The following is a 17946-nucleotide window of genomic DNA, read 5'->3' on the forward strand; positions in this document are numbered from 1 at the left end:
GCCCGTCGGCAGCCCATGCTGAATCGTGGAGGGTGGGTACCCCTGCCCTTCTCGAGAGGTTCATCATGGTCACACTCGCACGCACACTCGCCCGACCGGCGGCCGTCGTCGCCGCGGTCGTGCTGCTCGCCGGCTGCGCCGGGCAGCCCTCGACCCCGTCGGCTTCACCCACCAGCAGCGCCGGGGCGGCACTGTCGACCTGCGTGACCGACCCGGCCGCCGTTGTGGCGCGCAGTCAGGCGCTACCCACCACCCCGATGACCGACTCGCAGGCGGCCGTCATCGATGCCGCCGCCGGAGAGGGGTTCGCTGCCGCGGCGGCTCCGGGCGCCATCGTGGCCGTGCAGTCGAAAGACGGACTCTTTCTGAAGGCGTACGGCGTCGCCGACCCGGCAACCGGCGTGCCGATGACCACCGACATGTTCCAGCGGGTCGGGTCGATCACGAAGCCGTTCACCGCCACTCTGCTGCTGCAGCTGGTGGCCGACGGTGATGTCAGCCTCGACGACCCGATCTCGACCTACGTCGACGGCGTGCCGAACGGCGATCACGTCACCCTGCGCATGCTCGCCGACATGACCAGCGGGCTTGCGAGCTACACGCTCGACCCGGCCTGGCAGGCGACGTTCTTCGCTCAGCCCGAGAAGGTGTGGTCACCCGACGAGCTGCTCGCGATCGGGCTGGCTCTTCCGCCGCTGTTCGAACCCGGCACCAGCTTCAACTACTCGAACACGAACACCGTGCTGCTCGGCAAAGTCATCGAGAAGGTCACGGGCCAGCCCTACCAGGATGTGCTGCAGCAGAAGATCCTGACCCCGCTGAAGCTGACCGACACCACCTTTCCGGCCGGCTCACCCGTGTACCCCGAACCGCATCCGCAGGGCTTCACGCTGCAGGGCACGAACGCGACCGTCGAATCGCCCGCCAACGCGACTGACTGGAACCCGTCGTGGGGCTGGACGGCAGGCGAGCTCATCTCCACTGCGACCGACCTGCTCGCCTTCGCCCGAGCCGAGGGCACCGGCCACGGCCTGCTGCCCGCCGACCTGCAGATGCAGCGCCTGACGTCATCGCCGGGCAGCGCGGGGTACGGTCTCGGCTGGGGTTGCTCGGCCGGCTGGGTGGGCCACGCGGGGGAGCTGCCCGGCTTCAACTCGTCGATGTTCTACGACACCGCGAGCGACACGACGATCATCACGCTGACGAACAGCGACATTCCGTCGGGCGGATGCTCCGATTCGACCACGCTGCTCGACAACCCGGCCGACCTGCCCTGCAGCTCGCCGGCGACACGTCTCTTCGTCTCGGTGTCGACCGCGCTCGGGCACGCGTTCGTGCCGCCCGCCAAGCGCTGACGGGCGAACCGGCGTCAGCGGGCGGGCGGCGGCGTGTACGGGTGTCCGAGGGCGGTCGACAGAGCCGCGAACATCCGTACTGCCGGAGCAGCGCACACCTGCTCGCTGGGGTTGTCGCTCAGGGTCGGCGAGACCGAGCAGTCGCCCGAGGCGATGTCGCTGTTGGTCTGCACGACGACGGTCGTGTCGCTCGTGGTGTCGTAGAACAGCGTGGTGTTGTAACCCGAGAGCTCACCCGAGTGACCCACCCAGCCGTCTCTACAGCCCATGGCGATGCCGTAGCCGGTGTCGGGCGAGAACGAGGTGAGGCGTTCGGTCTGTGCGGCCGGGTCGAGCAGGCCCTGGCCGGTGCCGAGCGCGCGGCCCATCGTGAGCAGGTCGGTGACGTTCGAGATGATCTCGCCCGAGGTGTAGGCCCACGACGGGTTCCAGTTCGTCGAGTCGGTCGGGGCCGACGGCGTCGCGGCGGGGCCGTTCAGCGTGAAGCCGTGTGCGTACGGCTCAGGAATGGCGTTCGAGTCGCCGGGCCAGGTGGTGCTGGTGAGCTTCAGCGGCGTCAGGATGTTCTCCTGCAGCACCTCGCCGAACGGCTTGCCCGTGACCTTCTCGATCACCTGGCCGAGCAGCACGGTGTTCGTGTTCGAGTAGGCGAAGCTCTCGCCGGGTGCGAACAGCGGTGACAGCGAGACGCCGACGGCGACCACCTGGTCGGGCGTGTAGACGGCCTCGGGGTTCGCGAAGTACCCGTCGGTGAAGGGCTCGCTCGCGGTGTAGCTGGCGATGCCGCTGGTCATGTCGGCCAGCTGGCGAAGTGTGATCTGGTCGCCGTTCGGGATGCCCGTGATGTACTTTCCGATGGTGTCGTCGAGTGAGAGCGAGCCCTGCTCGGCCAGCTGCAGCAGAATCGAGCCGGCGTACATCTTGGTGAGCGACGCGATGCGGGTGTTCATGCCCACCGCCATCGGGGTGTTCGTGGCCGGATCGGCCGAGCCATAGGCGGCTGTCCACGTGCCCTGCGGGGTGCGCACGCCCACGATGGCGCCGGGGGCCGCGGCGAGAGCGAACGACGATGCGGCGGCGGCGTCGAGGGTGCTGGCGAGGTCGGCCGGCAGGGCCGCGGTGGTGCTCTCCGGGGTCGCCGGGGCGGCGATCACGGCCGCGGGGTCGGTGACGCACGTCGAAGCGGCGGTCGTTGGGGTCGCGGGGGTCGCGGCCGGTGAGCTGCCAGAGGTCGCGTTCGGCGCGGCCTGGACCGAGCATCCGGCCAGCAGCAGCACCCCGGCGACGATCGCGATCGGCTTGAACAGGGTCGAGGTGGGCATGGTGAACCTTCCTGAGGGTCGTTCGCGCCGGGAGTGGGGTCGCCGGCGTCGCGGGCACTAGGGGTCGTGGGTGCCGGGAGTGAATCGCCGGCGCCGCGCGGCTACTCGGTGTCGTCGGAGCCGGAGCCCGAGCCGGGAGTGGGGGTCGCGGTCGCGGTGCCGTACAGCTCGCCGATGAGGTCGGCGGCCAGGGTCGCCGCCGGGGGTCGGCCGTCTGCAGAGGGGGCGAGGTTGGTCCAGACCACCATGGTCACCTTGTTGACCGGGTCGTACCCCATGTAGGAGTTGTAGCCCGGCAGTTCGCCGGTGTGCCCGTAGAAGATGGGGCCCATCCGGGCGATGCCCCAGCCGTAGCCCGCCCCACCGGCCGAGTTCGGAACGCCGATGACGCTCTGCATGCGCTGCTGCTGCATGTCGGCGTTCAGCAGGTCACCGGTGCCCCCGCCGAGCGCCTCGACCCACGTGGCCAGGTCGCCGATGGTCGAGATTCCCGCCCCGGCCGACCAGGCCCACGACGGGTTCGTCGCGGTGAAGTCGTTCGGCAGCAGTGTTCCCGCCTGCGCCTGGGCCAGCAGGTCTGCCGGCAGCGTCGCCGTCGCGAGAGTCTGCACGTTGTCGGTGTACATGTACCCGTTCGAGTACGGGGCCGGGATGCTCGCGTCATCGCTCGCGGGAAACGACGTGTTGGTCAGCCCCAGGGGCGTGAACAGCCGGTCTTGGAAGATCTGCTGCAGTGGCTTGCCGTCGAGCTGCTGGGCGATCAGGCCGAGCAGCACGGTGTTCGTGTTGGAGTAGTGGAACCCTGTTCCCGGCGCGAAATACGGCGGCAGGGCCAGCCCCATGGCCACAAGCTCCTCGGGGTTCCACACCTTGCCCGGGTCGACGTCGAGATCGTGGTTCAACTGATACGTCTCGGTGTAGTTGAACAGACCACTGCGCATGTTCAGCAGCTCTTCGATGGTGATGTTGTCACCGTTCGGCACGTCGGGGCGGTACTTCGACACCGGGTCGGTGAGCGCGAGCCTGCCCTCCTGCGCGAGCTGCAGAATGACGGTGCCCGTCCAGGTCTTCGTGTTCGAGCCGACGCGAATGTGGTCGTCGAGCGAGACCGGGGTGGTTCCGCCGAGCTCGGTGGTTCCGTAGGTCGCGGTGATGTCGCCGTCGGGGGTTCTGATGAGCATGGCCGCGCCGGGCACCATCAGGCTCTTGGCGGCGTTCTGGAACGTGGCGGTCAGCGCGGCGGCGTCGGCCGGCAGGGCTGGGGTCGCTGCTGCGGTCGACGTCGGGCCGGGCGTGCTGCTCGGTGCGGGCTGGGCCGAGCTCGTGCATCCGGTGGCCACGGCGGCCAACGCCAGAACGGCGCCCGCCGAAGCGATACGCAGGGCTCGGAGCCGCGGGCGGCCGTGCTCGATGAGAGGGTTGGGCATGGTGTGGGCAGCCTTCCGCGCGTGTCGCCGACGTGGTCGAGGTGAACTGTCTTTTCAGTCTCGACGGTCGATGGCGCGGCGACCATAGACGTAGGTCGCGTGTGCGGCGCCCGGTGGGGCGGCGCCCGGAGGTTGGTGCCGATGGGGGGCGGATGCCCGGCGGAGCGGGCCCGGGACGCTACTGGTGGCGCTCAGAGGGGTGGTGCTCAGGCGGGTGGTGCGCAGGCGGGCGGCGCACAGGCGGCGCCGCTCAGCGGGCGCGCTCAGCGGGCGGCGCTCAGCGCCTTCAGGGCGCCGGTCGACCAGAGGGCCCAGAGCACGAGCAGCGGCTGGAAGATGAGACGAAGGGCACGGGCGCGGTCGGAGTTCAGCCGGAACGCGTCGGTGTGCGTCACGAGCTGCGAGATGTTGCCGGGAAAGATCGCGATGAAGAAGGCCGCCGCCACCAGCCCGACAGAGACGCGCTGCTTCGGCAGCGCGAGCAGCGCTGTGCCCAGCCCCACTTCGACGACGCCCGACGCCACGACCACCGTGTCGGCCGGAAGCGGCACCCAGGTGGGCACCTGCGCCTGGAACTCCTGGCGGGCGCGCGTGAGGTGGCTGATTCCGGCGAAGGCGAGCACCCCGCCGAGCAGCAGGCGGGCGACGGTCTGCGAGGTCGAGACGGGCGGGCGGGCGACGAGGGCGGCGAGTTTGCTCATGGCTCATTCTCTCGCACGCCTGGGGTGCCGACGCTCGGTCAGAACCCGAAGTCGCCACCGAAATCGCCGCCGAAGTCGCCGCCCATGTCACCGCCGAAGTCTCCGCCGGTGTCGCCACCGGTGTCGCCACCGAAGTCGCCCGAGCCGTCGCCATGCGAGTAGTCGGCACCGGTGGCGGAGTAGTCTGCGCCGGCGTTCGAGACATCGGCCGTGGTGCCGTCGGCGCTGGTGTCGCTGCTGCCCGCGTCGGCCGTCTGGGCCGTGCCGTCGGCGTCGGAGCCGCCAGCGTCGGCAGGCTGATCAGTGCCGTCTGCGTTCGTACCGTCTCCGTTCGTGCCGTCGGCGTTGGCGTCGCTGCCGACAGAGTCGGGGATGAATGCCTGTGCGATCGCCGAACCGATGACGTAGCCCGCCACCGAGCCGAGCAGCGAGCTCGCGAACATGCCACCGAAGCCCATGCCGCCGCCGGCACCTCCCATCGAGCCACGGCCGCCGAACGACCGCTCGAGCACGCCGGGTTGGCGCAGTTCTGAGCGCGTCGCCGAGCGCGCGAGCGATTCGGTCGACGCGTCTGCCGGGGCATCGCCGGCCGGAGCGTTCGCGGTCAGTTCGGTGAAGATCAGGTCGCGCTGCTTCGGCGTCAGCTTGGCGAACGCCTCACGGTGAACCTCTTCGATCGTCTCCGGGGGAGCGGTACGCAGCAGGTAGCGGTACCGTTCGACTGCGATCTCGTCGTCGGTCTTCTTCGCGGCAGAGCCGGCGGTCGCCCTAGGCCCGGTAGACCCAGTCGGCGCGGTAGACCCTGTCGGCCCAGCAGACCCAGTGGAGCCGGCCGACGGCACCGACCCGGCCGGCGCCTCGTCGCGCCCGAACAGTCGATCGAAGAATCCCATGAGCCGCTCCTCAGGTCAGGTGTGGCCACCAACCTAGTCGCGCGGCCATCGCGTCTGCTGAGAGAACTCTCAGACTCGCCGGCCCGGGGATGCAACCGGCTGCGGCCCGCCGCCTGCCCGCTTTGCCGCCGGCTAGCGCGATGCCGCCGCCCTTACCGCCGCCCCCACCGCCCCCACGCGGCCAGGTTCAGCCCCAGCAGGTCGGAGAGGCCGGCAGCTCGCCGGTCGAGACGACAGGGTCGTGGTGGCGTTCGTCGTTGCTGAGGTCGGCATAACGGGCGCCAGCCTAGCCCCGGCGGCGCCTCGAGTACTTGGTCAGCAGCATGCTGCCCGCGAGAAGCACATGGTCGAGCCCCATCGGGCGCAGAGCGATCGCCTTCCCGCCCGCCGTCACGATGCGAGGCCCGGCCCCACCTTCGAGCGCAGGGCTGACGGTGAGGCAGAGCTCGTCGAGCAGGTCGGCGGCCACCAGCGAGCCGAGCAGCGACGGGCCGCCCTCGCAGTGCACCCGCAGCAGTCCGCGCGCGGTGAGGGCGGCGATGAGTGCTTCGGCGTCGACCCGGGTCTCGCCGCAGTCGACCACATCGGCGACCCGCTCGAGTTCTTTACGTTTTGCGGCGCCGGCCGAGCGGGCGGTCAGCACGACCGGACGAACCGGGGCTTTGGCGAACACGTCACTGGCCGGGTCGAGGTCGAGGCGGCCCGAGACGATGGCGAACGTCGGATGCTCGGGCAGCCCGTTCGCGACGCGCCAGCTCCGGGCATCCGGCCCCAGCAGCATCGCGCCGTACCCCTCTGACCGAACGGTGCCCGCGCCCACCAGCACCACGTCGCAGAGCTGGCGCTGCAGGTCGAAGACGCGCTTGTCGGCCGGCGCACCGAGGCCGCTCGAGAGCCCGCCGCCCGAGAGCCCGCCGGCGGTGGCCGAACCGTCGATCGACGAGATGAAGTTGGCTCGCACCGACGGCACCGAGCGCTCGGCGGGGGCGTACAGCGCGAGCAGGTCGGTGTCGGTGAGGGCGCCCGGGGTTCGTGCGGCACCTACGCCGGCCGCACTCCAGCCGGCAGCACCCCCGCCGGCCGCACCCATGTCGGCCGCACCCACGCCGGCCGCACCCGCACCGGCCGCACCCATGCCGGCCGCACCCATGCTGGCCGCACCCACGCCGGCCGCACCCGCGGGCGTGGCAGTCGGGTACAGCTGCACGATGGGGTCGTCGCTCACGTCATTCCCTATAGGTTGTGGGTCTCGAAGACGGGCTCACGCCAGCCCAGAACAGCCTCCACCATGCGCATGGCATCGACCGCCTCGCGCACGTTGTGCATTCGCACGATGCGGGCGCCGAGCAGGGCGCTCACCGTCGCGGCGGCCAGCGACCCGGCGAGCCGCTCGCCCTTCGGTCGCCCCAGTGCCTCGCCGACGAAGTCTTTGTTCGACACGGCGGCCAGCGTCGGGTAGCCGAGCGCGGTGATCTCACCGAACCGCCTGGTCAGCTCGAGCGTCTGGCGGGTGTTCTTGTTGAGGTCGTGGCCCGGGTCGAGCACGATGCGCTCGTCGGGCACACCGTTCGCCCGGGCGACGTCGATGCGGTCACGCAGAAAGCCGGCCACCTGCGAACCCACGTCGTGGTAATGCGGACGGGGGTACGGCCGGCGCGGTCGGGCCAGGCTGTGCGTGATGACGAGCGTCGCCTCGCTGTCACCGACGACCCGGGCCAGCCGGGGGTCGTGGATGCCCGTGGTGTCGTTGATCACCGAGGCCCCCGCCGCGATGGCCGCCGCCGCGACCTCGGGCCGAAACGTATCGACCGACACGACCACGTCGCTCTCGACGGCGAGCGCCTCGATCACCGGAATCACCCGTGCGAGCTCCTCGTCGACCGGCACCTCCGGGCCCGGGGCGAACGGAACGCCGCCGATGTCGACCCAGTCGGCGCCGTCGTTCGCAGCCTGCACCGCTGCCTCGACGGCCCGATCCAGTTCGTACGTGGCGCAATCGTCGTAGAAGGAGTCGGGGGTTCGGTTCACGATCGCCATCACAGCGATCTGTCGCGAGAAGTCGAAGGTGCGCCGCCCGATGGTGCGAACGGGGATCGCCAGCGGCGGCAGCGCGATACTCGCCGGGTCGTTCTGCAACACACAACTCCATTTCGCGCGGTCGGGGCCGAGTTTACGCGGCGCTAAAGTTGACTGAACGACGAGAACCAATCGCTAGGAGCACACGGTACGTGAGTGACATCATCCAGGTCGAGGCCGAATTCACCGGATTCGAACTGTTCACCGACCGAACGGTCGTGGCCATGAAGGTCAACGGCGAACTCCGCGACCTGGCGACGACGGTCACTCCGGGTGACTTCGTCGAGCCTGTTCCGATCTCGTCGCCCGACGGCCTGAACATCCTGCGCCACTCCGCCACTCATGTGATGGCGCAGGCGGTGCAGTCGATCAACCCGGAGGCGAAGCTCGGCATCGGCCCGCCCGTCACTGACGGCTTCTACTACGACTTCGGGGTGGCCGAGCCGTTCACCCCCGACGACCTGAAGACCCTCGAGAAGGCGATGGAACGCATCATCCGCCAGGGCCAGCGCTTCGTGCGCCGGGTGGTCACCGACGACGAGGCGCGCGCCGAGCTGGCGAACGAGCCGTACAAGCTCGAGCTCATCGGCATCAAGGGCGGTTCGACGGCAGAAGACGAGTCGGTCGAGGTCGGCGGCGCCGAACTCACCATCTACGACAACGTCGACCCGAAGACCGGCGAGACGGTCTGGAAAGACCTCTGCCGCGGCCCGCACCTGCCGAACACACGCATGATCGGCAACGGTTTCGCGCTCACCCGCCTGGCGGCGGCCTACTGGCGGGGATCTGAGAAGAACCCGCAGCTGCAGCGCATCTACGGCACCGCGTGGCCCACCAAAGACGAGTTGCGCGCCTACCAGGCCCGGCAGGAGGAGGCCGCGAAGCGCGACCACCGCCGCCTCGGCGCCGAGCTCGATCTGTTCTCGTTCCCCGACAAGATCGGGTCGGGGCTGGCGGTGTTCCACCCGAAGGGCGGCATCATCCGCCGCGAGATGGAGGACTACTCGCGAAAGCGCCATGAGGTCGAGGGCTACGACTTCGTCTACTCGCCGCACATCACCAAGTCGAACCTGTTCGAGACCTCGGGCCACCTCGGCTTCTACAAAGACTCGATGTTCCCGCCGATGCAGCTCGACGAGGCGCGCAACGAAGAGGGCGAGATCACCCGGCAGGGCGCCGACTACTACCTGAAGCCCATGAACTGCCCGTTCCACTGCCTCATCTTCGAATCCTCCGGGCGGTCGTACCGCGACCTGCCGCTTCGCATGTTCGAGTTCGGCACGGTCTACCGCTACGAGAAGTCGGGCGTCGTGCACGGGCTCACCCGCGTGCGCGGCATGACGCAGGACGACGCGCACATCTTCACCACCCAGGAAGACATGAAGACCGAGCTCACCAGCCTGCTCACCTTCGTGCTCGGGCTGCTGAAGGACTACGGTCTCGACGACTTCTACCTCGAGCTGTCGACCCGCAACGACGAGAAGTACGTGGGCAGCGACGAGGTGTGGAAGGAGGCGACCGACACGCTCGCCGAAGTCGCCGCCGCCTCCGGGCTCGAGCTGGTGCCAGACCCCGCGGGAGCGGCGTTCTACGGCCCGAAGATCTCGGTTCAGGCGCGCGACGCCATCGGCCGCACCTGGCAGATGTCGACCATCCAACTCGACTTCAACATGCCTGAGCGCTTCGAGCTGGAGTACACCGCGAGCGACGGTACGAAGAAGCGCCCGGTGATGATCCATCGCGCACTGTTCGGTTCGGTCGAGCGGTTCTTCGGGCTGCTCACCGAGCACTACGCCGGTGCGTTCCCGGTGTGGCTCTCGCCCGTGCAGGTCGTCGGCATCCCGGTGGCCGAGCAGTACGAGGAGTACCTGGGCGACGTGATCAGGCAGCTGAAGGCGCGGGGTGTGCGGGCCGAGATGGATGCCTCTGCCGACCGCATGCAGAAGAAGATCCGCACGCACACCAAGAACAAGGTGCCGTTCCAGCTCATCGTCGGCGAGGAAGACCGCGCCGCCGGGTCGGTCAGCTTCCGTTTTCGCGACGGCACGCAGCAGAACAACGTGCCGGTGGCCGAGGCGGTCGACAGAATCGTGGCGTCGATCGAGAACAGGCTGCAGGTCACCAGCCAGGGCCAGATCTGACGGTGGATGACATCGAGAAGGTCGAGATCATCGGCTCGGAGCACCTGGCGGGCGTGCCCGACGAGTTCCAGCGGCTCTGGACCCCGCATCGCATGGTGTACATCCAGAACGGCACGCAGCCTCACGAAGACGCCTGCCCGTTCTGCGTGGCGCCGACCATGAGCGACGAAGACGCCCTCATCGTGGCCAGGGGAACCTACGCCTATGTGCTGCTCAACCTGTTTCCATACAACAGCGGCCACCTGCTGGTCTGCCCGTACCGCCATGTGTCGCTCTATGACCAGGCCACGCCGGAGGAGACCGACGAGATCGCTACGCTGACCCAGACGGCCATGCGGGTGGTGCGTGAGGTGTCGAAGAGCGACGGCTTCAACATCGGCATGAACCAGGGCCGCATCGCAGGTGCCGGCATCGCCGACCACCTGCACCAGCACGTCGTTCCGCGCTGGGCCACCGACGCCAACTTCTTCCCGATCATCGCCAAGACCAAGGCGCTGCCGCAGCTACTCGGCGAGGTTCGCGCGTCCATCGCCGCCGCCTGGCCCACGTCGCCGGTTGAGTAGCGCGGGGCGCGTATCGAAACCGGAACGTCTCGACCGGGTTTCGATACGCTCCTGCGGAGCTACTCAACCAGCGGCCCGAATAGAATAGAAAGCACTATGACTGACTCCACCCCCACTTCCTCCGTCGGCTCGAGCCGCGTCAAACGCGGCCTCGCAGAAATGCTGAAGGGCGGTGTCATCATGGACGTCGTGAACGCCGACCAGGCGCGTATCGCCGAAGACGCCGGAGCGGTCGCGGTGATGGCGCTCGAGCGGGTGCCGGCCGACATCCGTTCGCAGGGTGGCGTCGCCCGCATGAGCGACCCCGACCTCATCGACGGCATCGTCTCGGCCGTGTCGATCCCGGTCATGGCGAAGGCCCGCATCGGCCACTTCGTCGAGGCGCAGATCCTGCAGGCACTCGACGTCGACTACATCGACGAGTCGGAGGTGCTGAGCCCGGCCGACTATGTGAACCACATCGACAAGTGGAACTTCACCGTGCCGTTCGTCTGCGGCGCGACCAACCTCGGCGAGGCCCTGCGCCGCATCAACGAGGGCGCCGCGATGATCCGCTCGAAAGGCGAGGCCGGTACCGGCGACGTCTCTGAGGCGACCAAGCACATCCGCAAGATCCTCGGCGAGATCCGCGCGCTCCGCTCCATGGCACCCGACGAGCTCTACGTCGCCTCGAAGGAGCTGCAGGCGCCCTACGAGCTCGTCGTCGAGATCGCCGAGACGGGCAAGCTGCCCGTCGTGCTGTTCACCGCGGGCGGCGTCGCGACGCCGGCCGACGCGGCCATGATGATGCAGCTCGGCGCCGACGGCGTGTTCGTCGGTTCGGGCGTGTTCAAGTCTGGCGATCCCGCCAAGCGCGCCGCCGCCATCGTCAAGGCCACCACCTTCTACGACGACCCGCAGGTCATCGCCGAGGCCTCGCGCGGGCTGGGTGAGGCCATGGTCGGCATCAACGTCGCCGACCTCGCAGCTCCCCACCGCCTCTCCGAGCGTGGCTGGTAGCGCGACGGCGCCTCCGATCGCTGAGCGGCCCCGGCAGCACGCAGCCACCGTCGGCGTGCTGGCCCTGCAGGGCGACTTCCGTGAGCACGCCAACGTCTTGCGCTCCTTCGGCGCCGACGTCATCACTGTTCGCCGACCCGAAGAGCTGGAACGCGTGTCGGGCCTCGTCATACCCGGTGGCGAGTCGAGCGTCATCGACAAGCTCTCGCGCATGTTCGGCCTGGCCGAGCCGCTGAAGAAGGCCATCGCCGACGGGCTGCCGGTCTACGGCACCTGTGCGGGCCTCATCATGCTCGCCGACACCGTGCTCGACGGAATCCAGGGCCAGCAGAGCGTCGGCGGCCTCGACATCGAGGTGCGCCGCAACGCCTTCGGCAGCCAGAAGGAGTCGTTCGAGGTCGACATCGACATCGCCGAGCTCGGTGAGCCGCCGGTGCACGCCGTGTTCATCAGGGCGCCGGTGGTCGAGAAGGTGGGGGAGCGGGCATCCGTTCTCGGCCAGCTCGACGACGGCCGGGTGATCGCCGTGGAGCAGGGCAACCTGCTCGGCACGTCGTTCCACCCCGAGATGACCGACGACCACCGCTTCCACCGCCGGTTCTACGACCGCGTGCTCGAGTTCATTTAGACTGAAGCGCAGGATTTTCAAGGAGAACACCATGTCAGGTCATTCCAAGTGGGCAACCACCAAGCACCAGAAGGCGGTCACCGACGCCCGCCGTGCGAAGTCGTTCGCCAAGCTGATCAAGAACATCGAGGTGGCCGCGAAGCTGGGCGGCGCCGATCTCTCGGGCAACCCCACCCTCGTCGACGCCGTTCAGAAGGCGAAGAAGACCTCGGTTCCGAAAGACCTCATCGACCGGGCCGTCAAGCGCGGCGCGGGTGTCGGTTCCGACGCCGTCGACTACCAGACCATCATCTACGAGGGGTACGCGGCGAACGGTGTCGCGATGCTCATCGAGTGCCTCACCGACAACAAGAACCGGGCGGCAGCCGATGTTCGGGCGATCGTCTCGCGCAACGGCGGCACCATGGGCGACCCGGGCAGCGTGGCCTACAACTTCCATCGCAAGGGTGTCATCAAGGTCGAGCACACCCCGACGCTCAGCGAAGACGACGTGATGCTCGCGGTGCTCGACTCGGGCGCCGAAGAGGTCATCGACCACGGGCCCGAGTTCGAGGTGCTCACCGAGCCGAGCGACCTGGTGGCCAACCGCACCGCGCTGCAAGACGCCGGCATCGACTACGAGTCGGCCGACATCGAGTTCGTGCCGAGCCTCAAGGTCGAGGTCGACGCCGAGACCGCGCGCAAGGTGTTCCGCCTCATCGATGCCCTCGAAGACAACGACGACGTGCAGAACGTCTACTCGAACTTCGACCTCACCCCCGAGGTGCAGGCCGAGCTCGAGAACGACTGACCTGCCCTACCGCGGCTCACTGAGATAGGCGAGCACCGCCCGCACGCGGCGGTTGGTGTCGGTGTCGTCGCTGAGGCCGAGCTTCTCGAACGTCGAGGTCGTGTACTTGCCGATGGCGCCCTCGCTGAGGTGGAGCCGCCTCGCGATCGCCTGGTTCGAGAGCCCCTCGGCCATTAGCGCGAGCACGGCGCGCTCCCGGTCGGTGAGCATCGCGGTCGGTCTCGCCGCGGGCCGGGCGGCGAGCAACTTCTGCACCACGACAGGGTCGAGCGCGGTGCCTCCGCCGGCCACACGTTCGAGCGCCGCCATGAACTGCTCGGCGTTGAACACACTCTCCTTGAGCAGGTAGCCGACGCCGCCGGCCCGGTCGGCCAGCAGTTCGCGAGCGTAGAGCTGCTCGACGTGCTGCGAGAGAATCAGCACGGGCAGCCCGGGCACGGTTCGCCGGGCATCCAGAGCCGCCTGCAGCCCCTCGTCGGTGTTCGTGGGGGGCATGCGCACGTCGACGATGGCCACGTCGGGGCGCCAGGCGACGAGTGCGTGCAGGGTCTCGGGCCCGGTCGCCGCCGTGGCGACCACCTCGTGGCCGTAGGCCTCCACCAGCCGCACGATTCCGTCGCGCAGCAGGTAGAGGTCTTCTGCTACGACGACGCGCACGGCACCTCCAGTGTCACCGTGGTCGGGCCGCCGGCCGGGCTCGCCACCGTCACCGTGCCGTCGAACACCGCGAGGCGCCGGCCGAGACCGTCGAGCCCGCCGCCCGGCGAGACGTTCGCGCCGCCGTGACCGTCGTCACCGACCTCGATGGCGATCGCGGTCGCATCGCGCCGGATGACGACGCTGGCGCGTCGCGCACCCGAGTGCCGAGCGACGTTCGCCAGCAGTTCGGCGACGGCGAAGTACAGCGCCGACTCGATCGGAGCGTCGAGCCGCGCCGTCAGGTCGCTGGCCACGACCACCTCGACCGGGCTGTCGAGCGCGAGCGCCCGAACCGCGTCGACGAGCCCGCGCTCGGTCAGCACGGGCGGGTTGATGCCGCGCACCAGCTCCCGCAGCTCGGCCAGCGACGTGGATGCCCCCGCCCGCGCCTCGCGGATCAGCTCCGCCGCCCCCGCGGGGTCGGTGTCGATCAGTCTCTCGGCGGTGGCCAGCGAGAGCCCGAGGGCGACCAGGCGGGCCTGAGCGCCGTCGTGCAGGTCGCGTTCGATGCGGCGGATCTCTGCCGCCTGAGCCACGGTCGCATCCGCCCGCTGTTCGGTGAGATCACGCACCCGTTCGGCCAGCTCGGCGGTGGGCGAGGGCTGCAGCCAGCGCACGGCCAGCGGCACGAGCGGCCGCCAGGCGAAGGGTGCCGTGACGACGGCGATGGCGAGCAGCAGCACGCCGAACATCCACACGCCGACGGCGGGCTGCAGAACGACCACGATCGCTGCGGCCACCGCCGCTGCCGGCACCGCGGCCACCACGCCGGCTGCGGGTGCGAGCACGACCCAGCGCAGGTCGCGCCAGCTGGCGGGGTCGGCGAACCGGCGCCGAACATCCTGCTCCTGCTGCGACTGGCGGCGGGTCTTGGCGTAGGTGTAGCCGTTCCACCAATAGCCGGTGGCCAGCTGGATGATCGGCTCTGGCCGGCGGTACCCGCCGTCGATCGCGATGCCGGTGTACCGGCGCACGAGGCCGCGGGTGAACCGGGCGACCGTTCGCGCCAGGGTGTACGCCCACACGGCGCCGAGTACGATCAGCGCGAACCACGACCACGGGGCACCCCGGAACAGCACGCCGACCACGACCAGCGCCGCCCACATCGCCGGCACGAGGAGGCAGACGACGGCGACCACCAGCGAACGCACGAAGCCGCGCCCGACCGCGGCCGGCCACGTGGCCACCGCTCGCCGCTGCTTCGGCATTGCCGCCCCCTCCCTGTCGTCGGTGCTCGTGTGCTGGTCGGTGCCCCTGTGCGGGTCGGTGACCGTGTGCGGGTCGGTGACCGTGTGCGGGTCGGTACCCGTATGGCGGTCGGTGCCGGCGTGCGGGTCGGTGCCCGCCTGGTTCACGTCGATTCTCATCGATTCTTCTCCTCATCTTCGCTGGTCGCTCGGTCGAGCGGGCCTCGTTCTGCGGCAACTCTGCCGATCGGGGCGCCTGGTGCGCGACCGTTCCGGGCCAGGTGTGGGGCTGGCCCCACCGCAGGCTCGCTTCAACACGCCCGCCGGCCCCCCCGGCCGCACCGGGGGCCCCACCGCGGGCTCGCTCCAACACGCCCGCCGGCCCCCGGCCGCACCGGCGGGCCTGGGGTAGGTTGGCGGCGTGCGTGTATTAGGCATTGACCCCGGACTCACCCGCTGCGGCGTCGGCATCGTCGACGTGTCGCAGAACCGGCGTGCCACGCTCGTGCACGTCACGGTCATCCGTACCCCCGCCGGCGAGCGGCACGAAGACCGCCTGCTCACCATCAGCGACGGCATCGAACGGATGCTCGACGAGTACCGGCCCGCGCGCGTCGCCCTCGAGCGGGTCTTCGCCGACACGAACGTCAGCACCGTGATGGGCACGGCACAGGTCAGCGGAATCGCCATGCTCGCCGCGGTCAGACGCTCGCTGCCGATCGGCATGCACACGCCCACTGAGGTCAAGGCGGCCGTCACTGGGTACGGCCAGGCCGACAAGAAGCAGGTCGGCACGATGGTCGCGAAGATCCTGCGGCTCGAGGCGATTCCGAAGCCGGCAGACGCGGCCGACGCTCTCGCGCTGGCGATCTGCCACGCGTGGCGATCGCCGCTGGGCGCTCTCGCCGCGACGGCGACGGGCTCGAGCGGCGACCTGCACGGCGGCGCGCTGTCACGCGAACGCCCCGCGGCCGCCCTCACCAGCGCCCAGGCGGTGTGGTTCGCCGCCGAGCAGGCCGCCCGCCAGCCCCAGCCGAACCAGCGCCGCGCCGCGCGCTGACCCGCTGCCCTTTTCGCCCTCCGCGGCGCCCGTCCCACCTCGGTGCGGCCGCCCTCCCTGCGCTTGCCCTCCCTGCGCCTGCCTCCCTGCGCCGCCCTCCCTACCGCAGCCACCCTCACTACCCGTCGAACTCGCGCAAAGGCACGTTCTGGGGCCCTTTTGCGTGCTCGTGCGCAGATCGGATGGCCGAACGGGCGAACCGGAGGGCTGGGCCGAAGACCAGGGAGGGGTGATCTGCGGCACGCCGGGCGAACAGGTGTTCGAAAGTCGGCCCGGAGTCGTAGGGTGGGGGAGTGATCTCAAGTCTGCGTGGAACCGTGCTCGACCTGTACGGCACGGGTGCCGTCATCGAGGTCGGCGGGGTCGGGTTCCAGGTGCAGCTGACGCCCGAGCATTCGCTCTCGCTGCGCATCGGCGAAGAGGCCCGCGTGCTGACCAGCATGATCGTTCGCGAAGACTCGCTCTCGCTGTTCGGCTTCGCCGATGCCGAGTCGCTCGAGATCTTCTCGCTGCTGGTCGGCGTCACTGGTGTGGGGCCGAAGTCGGCCATGGGCGTGCTCGCCGTGCTCTCGCCGGCCGACATCTCCCGCGCGGTCGCGGCCGACGACGACGCCGTCTTCCGCCGGGTCAGCGGAATCGGGCCCAAGACCGCCAAACTCATCGTCGTGTCGCTCACGGGCAAGGTCGCCGGGTACGCCCGGGCACAGCCGGGTCGGCCCTCGTTCGCCCCGGCGGCGACGGTGCGCGACGACGTGCTGGTGGCGCTGGTCGGCCTCGGCTGGAACGATCGCAGTGCATCCGACGCCCTCGACACCGTGCTCGCCGCCGCCAGCGATGAGGAGAAAGACAGTGTGCAGGTGCTGCTGCGCCGCTCGCTCACCGAGCTGGGGCCGCGCCAGAGCACGGCGGGGCCGCGATGAACGGGTCGGCAGAACAGCGATCGCCGGCAGAACAGCGACCGGCCCCAGAACGGCGCCCGGCCGACGATCGGCTGCGGCCCGACGAGCTGCTTCAGCCCGAGATGATGGGCTCTGAGGCAGAGCTGGCCTTCGAGGGAGCCCTGCGCCCGAAGAGCCTCGCCGAGTTCGTGGGCCAGCAGCGCGTGCGCGGGCAGCTGCAGCTGTTGCTCGACGCGGCGACCATCCAGAACCGCACGCCCGACCACATTCTGCTCGCCGGGCCGCCCGGCCTCGGCAAGACGACGCTGGCCATGATCGTGGCGCACGAGAGCGGGCGACCGCTGCGCATGTCGAGCGGGCCGGCCATCCAGCACGCGGGCGACCTCGCCGCTGTGCTGTCGAGCCTGGTGCCCGGCGAGGTGCTGTTCGTCGACGAGATCCACCGCATGGCGCGCTCGGCAGAAGAACTGCTCTACCTCGCGATGGAAGACTTCCGCATCGACATCATGGTCGGCAAGGGCGCCGGTGCGACCTCGATTCCGCTCGACCTCGCCCCGTTCACGCTCGTCGGGGCGACCACCCGCAGTGGTCTGCTGCCCAACCCGCTGCGCGACCGGTTCGGCTTCACCGCCCACCTCGAGTTCTACGACGCCGACGAGCTCGTGCACGTGCTGCGCCGAGCCGCCGCCATGCTCGAGCTCTCGGTAGAGGATGCCGCACTGATCGAGATCGCGAACCGCTCCCGCGGCACCCCCCGCATCGCGAACCGTCTGCTCAGGCGCGTGCGCGACTATGCCCTCGTGCACGGGGGAGAGGCGAACCGTGCCGTCGTGCGCGCCGCCCTCGAGCTCTACGACGTCGACGAGCTCGGCCTCGACCGGCTCGACCGGGCCGTCATGATGATTCTGCTCACCCGGTTCAACGGCGGCCCTGTGGGGCTCAACACCCTGGCCGTCTCGGTGGGCGAGGAGTCGGAGACGATCGAGTCGGTCGTCGAGCCGTTTCTGGTGCGCATCGGCCTCATCATCAGAACGCCCCGAGGGCGCATGGCTACCAGAGAGGGATGGCAGCACTTCGGCATGCAGCCGCGCGACGACATCACCGCGCGAACGGCCCAGAAGAGCGGCTCTCAGCCGCTTTTCGAGGATGAACTATAATTTCATCTGACGCTCAGCCCCGCTCTGTATGCTGAGGGCCGTCTGCACC

Annotated in this window: 17 protein-coding genes; 9 read left to right on the forward strand and 8 right to left on the reverse strand. The window is 69.6% G+C overall.

Annotation, left to right across the window (positions count from 1 at the left end):
• Nucleotides 1–65: 65 nt before the first annotated feature.
• Nucleotides 66–1355, forward strand: coding sequence for a serine hydrolase domain-containing protein (locus V3W46_RS18120; protein ID WP_331784544.1), 1290 nt, complete (start codon nucleotides 66–68; stop codon nucleotides 1353–1355).
• A 14-nt stretch (nucleotides 1356–1369) separates the two neighbouring features.
• On the opposite strand, the gene V3W46_RS18125 is transcribed toward V3W46_RS18120, so the two are convergent.
• The 6 genes from V3W46_RS18125 to folP all read right to left on the reverse strand — a co-directional run bounded on the left by V3W46_RS18125 (nucleotide 1370) and on the right by folP (nucleotide 7837).
• Nucleotides 1370–2677 carry a serine hydrolase domain-containing protein gene (locus V3W46_RS18125; protein WP_331784545.1) on the reverse strand — a complete coding sequence of 436 codons (1308 nt, stop codon included), beginning with the start codon at nucleotides 2675–2677 and terminating at the stop codon, nucleotides 1370–1372.
• A 101-nt stretch (nucleotides 2678–2778) separates the two neighbouring features.
• A complete protein-coding gene (locus V3W46_RS18130) occupies nucleotides 2779–4104 on the reverse strand; it encodes a serine hydrolase domain-containing protein (RefSeq protein ID WP_331784546.1) in 1326 nt (441 codons plus the stop codon).
• Between the two features lie 263 nt (nucleotides 4105–4367).
• Nucleotides 4368–4805 (reverse strand): DoxX family protein, encoded by a 438-nt coding sequence (locus V3W46_RS18135; protein WP_331784547.1) that lies wholly within the window; start codon nucleotides 4803–4805, stop codon nucleotides 4368–4370.
• Nucleotides 4806–4843: 38 nt separating this feature from the next.
• Entirely contained in the window at nucleotides 4844–5698 is an 855-nt protein-coding gene (locus V3W46_RS18140) for a hypothetical protein (protein WP_331784548.1), read from the reverse strand.
• Between the two features lie 286 nt (nucleotides 5699–5984).
• Nucleotides 5985–6923, reverse strand: coding sequence for a pyrimidine reductase family protein (locus tag V3W46_RS18145; RefSeq protein ID WP_331784549.1), 939 nt, complete (start codon nucleotides 6921–6923; stop codon nucleotides 5985–5987).
• 8 nt (nucleotides 6924–6931) lie between these two features.
• Nucleotides 6932–7837: a dihydropteroate synthase gene (gene folP, locus V3W46_RS18150; RefSeq protein WP_331784550.1), complete on the reverse strand. Its 906-nt coding sequence runs from the start codon at nucleotides 7835–7837 to the stop codon at nucleotides 6932–6934.
• Nucleotides 7838–7998: 161 nt separating this feature from the next.
• Between folP and thrS the strand changes: the two genes are divergently transcribed.
• The 5 genes from thrS to V3W46_RS18175 all read left to right on the forward strand — a co-directional run bounded on the left by thrS (nucleotide 7999) and on the right by V3W46_RS18175 (nucleotide 12895).
• The gene (thrS, locus tag V3W46_RS18155) at nucleotides 7999–9915 is read left to right on the forward strand and encodes a threonine--tRNA ligase (RefSeq protein ID WP_331784743.1); all 1917 of its coding nucleotides are present in this window, start codon (nucleotides 7999–8001) and stop codon (nucleotides 9913–9915) included.
• A 2-nt stretch (nucleotides 9916–9917) separates the two neighbouring features.
• Entirely contained in the window at nucleotides 9918–10478 is a 561-nt protein-coding gene (locus V3W46_RS18160) for an HIT family protein (protein ID WP_331784551.1), read from the forward strand.
• A 96-nt stretch (nucleotides 10479–10574) separates the two neighbouring features.
• Nucleotides 10575–11477, forward strand: coding sequence for a pyridoxal 5'-phosphate synthase lyase subunit PdxS (pdxS, locus tag V3W46_RS18165; RefSeq protein WP_331784552.1), 903 nt, complete (start codon nucleotides 10575–10577; stop codon nucleotides 11475–11477).
• Nucleotides 11467–12105, forward strand: coding sequence for a pyridoxal 5'-phosphate synthase glutaminase subunit PdxT (gene pdxT / locus V3W46_RS18170; protein ID WP_331784553.1), 639 nt, complete (start codon nucleotides 11467–11469; stop codon nucleotides 12103–12105). The genes pdxS and pdxT overlap by 11 nt, the downstream gene beginning before the upstream one ends.
• Nucleotides 12106–12136: 31 nt before the next feature.
• A complete protein-coding gene (locus tag V3W46_RS18175; protein ID WP_331784554.1) occupies nucleotides 12137–12895 on the forward strand; it encodes a YebC/PmpR family DNA-binding transcriptional regulator in 759 nt (252 codons plus the stop codon).
• Between the two features lie 6 nt (nucleotides 12896–12901).
• Here the strand turns inward: V3W46_RS18175 and V3W46_RS18180 are convergent, their stop codons facing one another.
• Nucleotides 12902–13552 carry a response regulator transcription factor gene (locus V3W46_RS18180; RefSeq protein ID WP_331784555.1) on the reverse strand — a complete coding sequence of 217 codons (651 nt, stop codon included), beginning with the start codon at nucleotides 13550–13552 and terminating at the stop codon, nucleotides 12902–12904.
• On the reverse strand, nucleotides 13537–14961 hold the full coding sequence (locus tag V3W46_RS18185) for a sensor histidine kinase (protein ID WP_331784556.1): 1425 nt from the start codon (nucleotides 14959–14961) through the stop codon (nucleotides 13537–13539). The genes V3W46_RS18180 and V3W46_RS18185 overlap by 16 nt, the downstream gene beginning before the upstream one ends.
• Nucleotides 14962–15202: 241 nt before the next feature.
• Between V3W46_RS18185 and ruvC the strand changes: the two genes are divergently transcribed.
• The 3 genes from ruvC (at nucleotide 15203) to ruvB (ending at nucleotide 17897) form a co-directional block, all read left to right on the forward strand.
• Nucleotides 15203–15841 carry a crossover junction endodeoxyribonuclease RuvC gene (gene ruvC / locus V3W46_RS18190; protein WP_331784557.1) on the forward strand — a complete coding sequence of 213 codons (639 nt, stop codon included), beginning with the start codon at nucleotides 15203–15205 and terminating at the stop codon, nucleotides 15839–15841.
• Between the two features lie 293 nt (nucleotides 15842–16134).
• A complete protein-coding gene (ruvA, locus tag V3W46_RS18195; RefSeq protein WP_331784558.1) occupies nucleotides 16135–16761 on the forward strand; it encodes a Holliday junction branch migration protein RuvA in 627 nt (208 codons plus the stop codon).
• 101 nt (nucleotides 16762–16862) lie between these two features.
• Nucleotides 16863–17897 carry a Holliday junction branch migration DNA helicase RuvB gene (gene ruvB, locus V3W46_RS18200; protein WP_331784744.1) on the forward strand — a complete coding sequence of 345 codons (1035 nt, stop codon included), beginning with the start codon at nucleotides 16863–16865 and terminating at the stop codon, nucleotides 17895–17897.
• Nucleotides 17898–17946 lie beyond the last annotated feature (49 nt).

It is taken from the genome of Subtercola sp. YIM 133946 (assembly GCF_036553535.1).
GTDB lineage: Bacteria > Actinomycetota > Actinomycetes > Actinomycetales > Microbacteriaceae > Subtercola.

Bases quoted from the DNA above. Each gene is read 5' to 3' on its own strand.
- V3W46_RS18120 (WP_331784544.1), top strand. From the start codon at position 66: ATGGTCACACTCGCACGCACACTCGCCCGACCGGCGGCCGTCGTCGCC.
- V3W46_RS18125 (WP_331784545.1), bottom strand. From the start codon at position 2,677: ATGCCCACCTCGACCCTGTTCAAGCCGATCGCGATCGTCGCCGGGGTG.
- V3W46_RS18130 (WP_331784546.1), bottom strand. From the start codon at position 4,104: ATGCCCAACCCTCTCATCGAGCACGGCCGCCCGCGGCTCCGAGCCCTG.
- V3W46_RS18135 (WP_331784547.1), bottom strand. From the start codon at position 4,805: ATGAGCAAACTCGCCGCCCTCGTCGCCCGCCCGCCCGTCTCGACCTCG.
- V3W46_RS18140 (WP_331784548.1), bottom strand. From the start codon at position 5,698: ATGGGATTCTTCGATCGACTGTTCGGGCGCGACGAGGCGCCGGCCGGG.
- thrS (WP_331784743.1), top strand. From the start codon at position 7,999: ATGAAGGTCAACGGCGAACTCCGCGACCTGGCGACGACGGTCACTCCG.
- pdxS (WP_331784552.1), top strand. From the start codon at position 10,575: ATGACTGACTCCACCCCCACTTCCTCCGTCGGCTCGAGCCGCGTCAAA.
- V3W46_RS18175 (WP_331784554.1), top strand. From the start codon at position 12,137: ATGTCAGGTCATTCCAAGTGGGCAACCACCAAGCACCAGAAGGCGGTC.
- V3W46_RS18185 (WP_331784556.1), bottom strand. From the start codon at position 14,961: ATGAGAATCGACGTGAACCAGGCGGGCACCGACCCGCACGCCGGCACC.
- ruvB (WP_331784744.1), top strand. From the start codon at position 16,863: ATGATGGGCTCTGAGGCAGAGCTGGCCTTCGAGGGAGCCCTGCGCCCG.